9 protein-coding genes are annotated in these 6,661 nt (G+C 60.3%); 3 read left to right on the forward strand and 6 right to left on the reverse strand.

Annotated elements, in window-relative coordinates:
* Nucleotides 1-657: hypothetical protein (locus tag ACRXB1_RS27170; protein WP_449493783.1), on the reverse strand; the 657-nt coding region annotated here is incomplete at its 3' end.
* A 79-nt stretch (nt 658-736) separates the two neighbouring features.
* On the opposite strand from ACRXB1_RS27170, the gene argA reads away from it, so the two are divergent.
* Together argA and ACRXB1_RS27180 are read left to right on the forward strand one after the other, a co-directional pair.
* Nucleotides 737-2,107: an amino-acid N-acetyltransferase gene (gene argA, locus ACRXB1_RS27175; RefSeq protein WP_062000792.1), complete on the forward strand. Its 1,371-nt coding sequence runs from the start codon at nt 737-739 to the stop codon at nt 2,105-2,107.
* Nucleotides 2,108-2,200: 93 nt separating this feature from the next.
* Complete coding sequence (locus ACRXB1_RS27180; RefSeq protein WP_449493784.1) at nt 2,201-2,476, forward strand: oxidative damage protection protein; 276 nt, start codon at nt 2,201-2,203, stop codon at nt 2,474-2,476.
* Nucleotides 2,477-2,864: 388 nt separating this feature from the next.
* On the opposite strand, the gene ACRXB1_RS27185 is transcribed toward ACRXB1_RS27180, so the two are convergent.
* The gene (locus ACRXB1_RS27185) at nt 2,865-3,086 is read right to left on the reverse strand and encodes a hypothetical protein (protein WP_449493785.1); all 222 of its coding nucleotides are present in this window, start codon (nt 3,084-3,086) and stop codon (nt 2,865-2,867) included.
* Between ACRXB1_RS27185 and proP the strand changes: the two genes are divergently transcribed.
* Nucleotides 3,085-4,551: a glycine betaine/L-proline transporter ProP gene (gene proP / locus ACRXB1_RS27190; protein ID WP_174365616.1), complete on the forward strand. Its 1,467-nt coding sequence runs from the start codon at nt 3,085-3,087 to the stop codon at nt 4,549-4,551. The genes ACRXB1_RS27185 and proP overlap by 2 nt on opposite strands.
* Before the next feature lie 75 nt (nt 4,552-4,626).
* On the opposite strand, the gene ACRXB1_RS27195 is transcribed toward proP, so the two are convergent.
* From ACRXB1_RS27195 to ACRXB1_RS27210, 4 genes are all read right to left on the reverse strand, one after another.
* Nucleotides 4,627-5,094, reverse strand: coding sequence for a metallophosphoesterase family protein (locus ACRXB1_RS27195; protein WP_449493786.1), 468 nt, complete (start codon nt 5,092-5,094; stop codon nt 4,627-4,629).
* Nucleotides 5,095-5,157: 63 nt separating this feature from the next.
* On the reverse strand, nt 5,158-5,742 hold the full coding sequence (locus ACRXB1_RS27200) for a TMEM175 family protein (RefSeq protein WP_061999026.1): 585 nt from the start codon (nt 5,740-5,742) through the stop codon (nt 5,158-5,160).
* 140 nt (nt 5,743-5,882) lie between these two features.
* Nucleotides 5,883-6,005, reverse strand: coding sequence for a hypothetical protein (locus ACRXB1_RS27205; RefSeq protein WP_256701365.1), 123 nt, complete (start codon nt 6,003-6,005; stop codon nt 5,883-5,885).
* Between the two features lie 116 nt (nt 6,006-6,121).
* The coding region (locus ACRXB1_RS27210) for a ferritin-like domain-containing protein (protein WP_449493787.1) at nt 6,122-6,661 on the reverse strand (540 nt) is incomplete at its 5' end.

The raw sequence follows: 6,661 nt of genomic DNA on the forward strand, positions 1-6,661 counted from the left end.
TCGAGGCGCAGGTCCCGGCTCAGGACGCCTCTCCTGCGGCGCCGCCGACTTTTCGACGGCGGCGGCTTTTGGAGACTTTTGCGCACGCTCGACGGAAGACGGCTGTGCGCCAATGGTCACGGAAACACCGGCGACCTTGTGAGTCTTATGTTCGGGACGACGCGCAACTTGCTTGTCAGATGGCACTGCCTTCGCAGTTGGCGGAGCGGGAGGTGCGGGAGGCGCAGTAAAAGGAGGCAGCACCGCTTTTTTTACTGCTTGTTCTTTAGGCTGTGTCTTCACGTCGCGGGCGGTGACGGCAACATCATCAGGCGCGGCCGTTTTATCGGACGATCCGACCAATGAGGCCAGCACGGCCAAACCGCCCCGAGTCTCCTTGCGCTGCGCGGACGAAGCGGAAGAATCCGGGGCAACGCCCGGCGAATTCGCGGCACCCTTGGCAACATTTTTTTTCGGAGCGGGTTGAGTAGCCTTCCGTCCCGAATCCGACCCCGCGCCAGGACCGCTCGGCGCACCCCCTGATCCACCCGCAAACCGCCGCGCAGCCGCTTCCTTCTTGCGGTTCACGACTTCATCGGCGGAATCATCCGGGTCGTTTTCGCCATCGCTTTCGCGCGCCGCGGCATCGCGCAGCAGGGCTTCACGCAGCTTTTTCAACTGCTCCTGGGGGTCAAGCTTGTCCGCATCGGCGGGACGTTTAAAAGCATTCGGCATAGTGCAGCATTATAATCCCGGCATGAATACTCAGACCGACCTCCCCGCCGCGCAGCCGCCGGTTTCCGCCGAGCCAGAAGCGCCTGATCAACACGCCCAGTTTGTCGACTGGATGCGTTCCGTCGCCCCTTATATCCACGCGTTCCGAAACAAGACCTTCGTGGTCGCGTTCGGCGGCGAGCTGGTGCAGGAAGGCAGGCTGAACGCACTCGTCCAGGACGTCGGGTTGTTGCACGCCATGGGTATTCACGTCGTGCTCGTGCACGGATCGCGACCCCAGGTAGAAGAGCAGTTGAACCTGCACGGCGTGGAGTCGGAGTTTTCGCACGGCTTGCGCATCACCGACGCCCGCGCGCTCGAATCCGCGAAGGAAGCCGCCGGCGAAGTGCGCCTGGACATTGAAGCGGCGATCAGCCAGGGCTTGCCCAACACGCCGATGGCGCACGCGCACATCAGCGTGGTATCGGGCAATTTCGTGACGGCGCGTCCGGTCGGCATTCTGGATGGCGTCGATTTCCAGCACACCGGCGTGGTCCGCAAGATCGACGGCGATTCGATTCGCCACTCGCTCACCAGCAACAAGCTGGTCCTGCTCTCCCCGCTCGGATTCTCGCCAACGGGCGAAGCGTTCAATCTATCGATGGAAGATGTCGCTTCGGCAGCGGCGATCGCGTTGCGTGCCGACAAGATCATTTTCCTGACCGAAACACCGGGCCTCGTCGATGAAAACGGCGAACTCGTGCGCGAAATGTCGCTCGATGACGCTTATCGTTTGCACGAAAGCGGCGAACTGCAGGGCGACGCGGCGTTTTACCTCAAGCACACCATTCGTGCGTGCCGCGGCGGCGTGGCGCGCGCGCACATCATCCCTTACGCGCTCGACGGCAGCGTCCTGCTGGAATTGTTCCTGCACGACGGCGTCGGCACCATGATCTCGTACGAGAATCTGGAAAGCCTGCGGGAAGCCACGCCGGATGACGTCGGCGGGATCCTCACGCTGATCGAGCCGCTGGAAATGGACGGCACGCTGGTGCGGCGTGGCCGGCACCAGATTGAACGCGATATCGATCATTTTTCGGTGATCGAGCACGATGGCGTGCTGTTTGGCTGCGTGGCTCTGTATCCGTACACGCAGGAACGTATCGGCGAAATGGCTTGCCTGACCGTCTCGCCGGAAGCACAAGGCGCGGGCGACGGCGAACGGCTGCTCAAGCGCGTGGAACAACGCGCGCGCGCGCGCGGCCTCACGCATATTTTCGTGCTGACCACGCGCACGGAGCACTGGTTTCTGAAACGCGGTTTCGTGAAGGTGACCGTGGACGACCTGCCTGAAGACCGGCGCCGCCTTTACAACTGGCAGCGCAAATCGCTCGTGCTGATGAAGCAGCTTTAAGCACTCTATTCATAGACGCTCCGATCCGGTCGCCGCGCAACCATGCGCCGCCCGAACGAATCGTCCAGATAACCCGCTACAGGAGAATGACAGATGGCCCGAATGGTTCAATGCGCAAAACTCGGCAAGGAAGCCGAAGGACTCGACTTCCCTCCGCTGCCGGGCGAACTCGGCAAGCGGATTTATGAAACGGTATCGAAGGAAGCGTGGCAAGGCTGGCTCAAGCAGCAAACCATGCTGATCAACGAAAACCGCCTGAACATGGCCGATCCGCGGGCGCGTCAGTACCTGCTCAAGCAGACGGAAAAGTACTTCTTCGGTGAAGGAGCGGACACCGCTCAAGGCTATGTTCCGCCAGCGCACAGCTGAGACGAACTAACGTCCGTGCATAAAAGCCGGTCTTTCGAGACCGGCTTTTTCGTTTCGAACATGCACTTATGAGCCCGTCCTGAATGGCACATGCGGATAGGCGGTTTGCGCATCTTCGTGCATCGTGCTATCATCTCCTTCTTTCCAATAGCAATTCAAAGTCTATTTCTTATGACTGAACGAAAAGCAAAGAGCCTTCCGAGTACCTGAGCCCTTTGCCCCAGGCTTCATTTAAGAGATACCGGCGAGCGATTGTCGAGGCTTCCACGGGTCATGGTCTGTCCGTGGATGTTGTTCCCAAGCCTCTTCAGTTCGAGACACATCAAAGCCGTACCGCCGCGCACCATGCGCCGCGTCTGAACGGGTTTCGGTGCGTCCAGCCATCAATTCAAGCAGTACCCTCGAAGTGCCATTTCGCGACCATCGTTGCGAGGCATAGGCTTTGCTCCGGGCATTCCGACGCGTCCGGCGCGCGACCAGCCTTCAGCTTCTTCATAAGCTGACGCCTCGCCTCGTCGCGAAACTGCACTTTCCCCGGCAACGTGCGTAATAGCGCACCCGCCCATCCGTGCATCACCGGATCGGCGACACACCTGGAGCTTCTCTTCATGGCAACACCGAACGACGGCCTCTGGCGACAACCCCAACCCGAGAAAGACCTGTCGCTTGCCGATATCACCATCGTCGATAAAGCCCTTCTCAAGCGCGCTGTCGGCGCCATGGCGATCGGCAATGCGATGGAATGGTTCGATTTCGGCGTGTACAGCTACATTGCGGTGACGCTCGGCAAGGTTTTCTTTCCGTCGAGCAATCCCGGCGCGCAACTGATCGCCACGTTCGGCACGTTCGCGGCGGCATTCCTCGTGCGTCCGATCGGCGGCATGGTGTTCGGGCCGCTGGGCGACCGCATCGGCCGCAAGCGCGTGCTCGCGATGACGATGATCATGATGGCCATTGGGACGTTCTGTATCGGCTTGATTCCCGATTACGGCACCATCGGCATCTTTGCCCCCATTCTTTTGCTGGCTGCTCGCCTGCTGCAGGGCTTTTCGACGGGCGGCGAATATGGCGGCGCGGCGACGTTCATCGCGGAATTTGCGCCGGATAAACGGCGCGGGTTCCTTGGCAGCTTCCTGGAATTCGGCACCCTCGTGGGTTACGTGCTCGGCGCGGGCTGCGTTGCGGTCCTGACCGCGACCATGTCGGAGCAATCGCTGCTTTCGTGGGGCTGGCGCGTCCCGTTCCTGATCGCCGGACCGCTTGGTCTGATCGGCTTGTATATCCGTCTGAAGCTCGAAGAAACGCCTGCGTTCCAGCGCGAAGCCGACAAGCGCGAGACCGAAGCGCACAGCACGCCGAAGGATCAGTTTCGCGACATGCTGGTGAAGAACTGGAAGCCGATGCTGCAATGCGTGGGACTCGTGCTGATCTTCAACGTCACTGACTACATGGCGCTGTCTTATCTGCCGAGTTATCTTTCGGCCACGCTCAAGTTCAACGAAACGCACGGGCTGTTCGTCGTGTTGATCGTGATGGTGCTGATGATGCCGATGACGCTTTTCGCCGGCCATCTCTCCGACAAGATTGGCCGCAAGCCGGTGCTGCTGTTCGGGTGCGTCGGACTTCTGGTGCTGTCCATGCCCGCGCTTACGCTGATACGCATGGGTAACGTGATGCCGATTTTCAGCGGCATGCTGATCCTCGGCGTGTTGCTGTCGTGCTTCACCGGCGCGATGCCTTCCGCATTGCCTGCGTTGTTCCCGACCAAGATCCGCTATGGCGCGCTCGCAATCGGCTTCAATGTTTCGGTTTCGCTGTTCGGCGGTACGACCCCGCTCGTGACGGCGTGGCTGGTTTCATCGACGGGAAATCTGATGATGCCCGCGTACTACCTGATGGGTGCATCGTTGATCGGAATCGTTTCGGTGATCGCGCTGCATGAGACCGCGAGGAAGCCGCTGAAGGGCTCGCCGCCGTCGGTCGGTTCGCGCTCGGAAGCCCATGCCGTGTTGCGCGGTGCAAAGCAGGCCGCCGAGATGGATGAGCGTTTGCCGGATGCGACCGCTCACGCCTGATTGAAGTCGATCAAATTCAGATAAAGCAAAGAGGCCGTTCCTGGTTGGGAACGGCCTCTTTTTATTCCGATGGCTTCACTCGACCAGCGTCACGATCTCCACCTTCACCTCGCCGCTTTCGATGACCATGATCCCAAGCGTTATTGGCAATTTGAAGCGGCGTGGTCCGGCGCTCCCGGGGTTGACGAAGAGCGTCGCACCACGACGCTCGACCAGCGGCTTGTGCGAATGGCCCGTGATGACAACATCGATACCGTCGAGCCGTCGCGGGACATCCGCTATATCGTGCACGACATGAATCGATGTCTCGCCCAAACGCACCGTCACCGCTTCGGGAAGGTCATCGATCCGCACGCCCGAATCATTGTTGCCGCGCACTGCGGTGACGGGTGCGAGCGCGTTCAGCGCGTCCAGCACGGCGGGGTTGCAGATGTCGCCTGCATGAAGGATGTGCTCGCAGCCTCGCAGCGCGTGAAGCGCTTCGGGGCGCACGAGGTTGTGGGTATCGGAGATTACGCCGATGCGTATCGCATTTGATGACATGGGCTTCGCTCTCAGGACTTCATGCCCGAAGCGTAGCACCGTTCATGCTGGCAGGAGCCGCTCTTACGGCTCTTCGGTCATCAGCACTTTTTCCACACGGCGATCGGGCACGAGCCAGACGACAGCGACGATCGCGTACAGGGCGGCAGCGATCCAGGGTTCCCAGAAGGACGCGGCAATCGCGATGAGGTAGAGGACCACAGAGAGCTTGCCTTTGAAGTCCGCCCCGATCGCACGCTCGAGCATGGAGTTGGCGCCGTGCAAGCCGATCAGCGTGCGCGTGAGGATATACCATGCGACTGCCGTCATGAAGAGATCGAAGCCGTAGAGTGCGGTCGGCCAGGACGCAAGGTGGTTTTCACCCATCCAGTTGGTAGTGAATGGAAACAGCGACAACCAGAACAACACGTGCAGGTTTGCCCACAGCACGCTGCCGTTGACGCGTTTTGCCGCATGCATCAGGTGATGATGATTGTTCCAATAGATCCCGACGTAGACGAAGCTCAGGACATAAGCGCAGAAAACAGGGATCAACGTGCCCAGCGCGGCAAGGTCGGCGCCGTGCGGCACCTTGAGTTCCAGCACCATGATCGTGATGATGATGGCGATCACGCCGTCGCTGAACGCTTCGATCCGGTTCGTACCCATCTTCGCCCTCTCCCGTTACACGACTTGAACCGACCTGGACACGCAGCATGGCTGCATGGCGCCGCAACTGCGCGCTGCAAATTATGCGTGAGCGGCACAGTGTTGTCGATTTGGTGTGAACGAGGGAAAGGTGGGAGTATTTATCCAGGCATCGATGTATGAAGCCACTGGAGCAACTGCAAGCCGGCACCGGCCGCGATGATCGACAAGCCGATCCCGAGCCGCGTGCGCTCCCGCCATGCGCCGATAGAAACGTTTTTCATGATCGTCTCCTGAAATCTTTTGAGCTATCCAATGACCGAAGAGGCGCCGGGTTCCGCATGACCCCACATGCGAGAACCGGCGCCGCCCGCTTCATCCACCCCAAATTCTTTAACGCTCAGACGAACGCGCTGCTCATGTGCAGCGTGCCGTTGACACCGGCCGGGAAGAACCCGCCCTGCGTCACTGCACCCTTGTTCAGGTACACGATATTCAGGACATCGTCATAACTGCGGCTGAATGCAAGACCGTTGGCATCGAGCGGCACGATGTTCGAGCTTCCCGCCGTTGCGCCGGTGATGCCCTGGTCTACATCTGTCGAGCTATCGAGCGAATCGCGGGCGTCGGAGATCTGTTGCACGGTCGTATAGATAGAAGGCGTCGTCATGCCGCGCGAGAACAGCACCGTGCGAACCAGACCTGCGTGGTAAGCCTCGGCCGCGAGAATGCCGGCTGCCGCTTCCAGGTACGTCTTGTTCGTGATCAGCGGCGACGCGCCTTTATACGCCGTTACGCCGACATCTTCGAAGATGAACGCGCCGATCAGGAAGTTCGTCGGGCTCGAGTACGGATTGAAGACCTGGCCCGGGCCGATCACGCCGGCTGCTTGCGCCGCGATTGAGAATGCCCCCGTCGCGCTCGTGCCGCCTACGTCAAA

Source organism: Caballeronia sp. M23-90 (assembly GCF_053574605.1).